The sequence below is a fragment of the Pseudomonas sp. 51_B genome (genome assembly GCF_017491595.1).
In the GTDB taxonomy this organism is placed as follows: domain Bacteria; phylum Pseudomonadota; class Gammaproteobacteria; order Pseudomonadales; family Pseudomonadaceae; genus Aquipseudomonas; species Aquipseudomonas promysalinigenes.
Map to the genome: position 1 here is coordinate 1 of NZ_JAFGYW010000494.1, position 422 is coordinate 422.

Consider the following 422-nt stretch of genomic DNA (forward strand, 5'->3'; position numbering starts at 1 on the left):
CGTGGCCGCAGGCTTCCCGCAAACGGTGACCACGCCTGAGGGCAATACCCTGACCGTCACCGGCTACGATTCCGCGACCGGTACTGTGAGCTACCGCTACACCCTGACTGGCAACGAGAGCCACCCCAACGGCGCTGGTAGCAACAGCATCGGCGAACACTTCGAAGTGGTGGCCAAGGATATTGATGGCAGCACTGCCACCGGTAGCCTGGACGTGAACATTGTCGATGACGTGCCCAAAGCCGTGGACGATAGCAACGCCGTGACCGCAACCGAACAGCAGATGGAGCTGACCGGCAATGTATTGACCAACGACGTGCAAGGCGCCGACCGTGTAGCAGGTGGGCCGGTGATTGCAGGCACCTTTAACGGTACCTACGGCACGCTGGTCCTGGCAGCCGATGGTTCCTACACCTACACAC

At 60.9% G+C, this 422-nt stretch carries 1 protein-coding gene; it reads left to right on the top strand.

Annotated elements, in window-relative coordinates:
• Positions 1-422, top strand: a 422-nt coding sequence (locus tag J5M56_RS25895; RefSeq protein WP_207938173.1) for an Ig-like domain-containing protein, incomplete at both ends; no start/stop codon positions are given.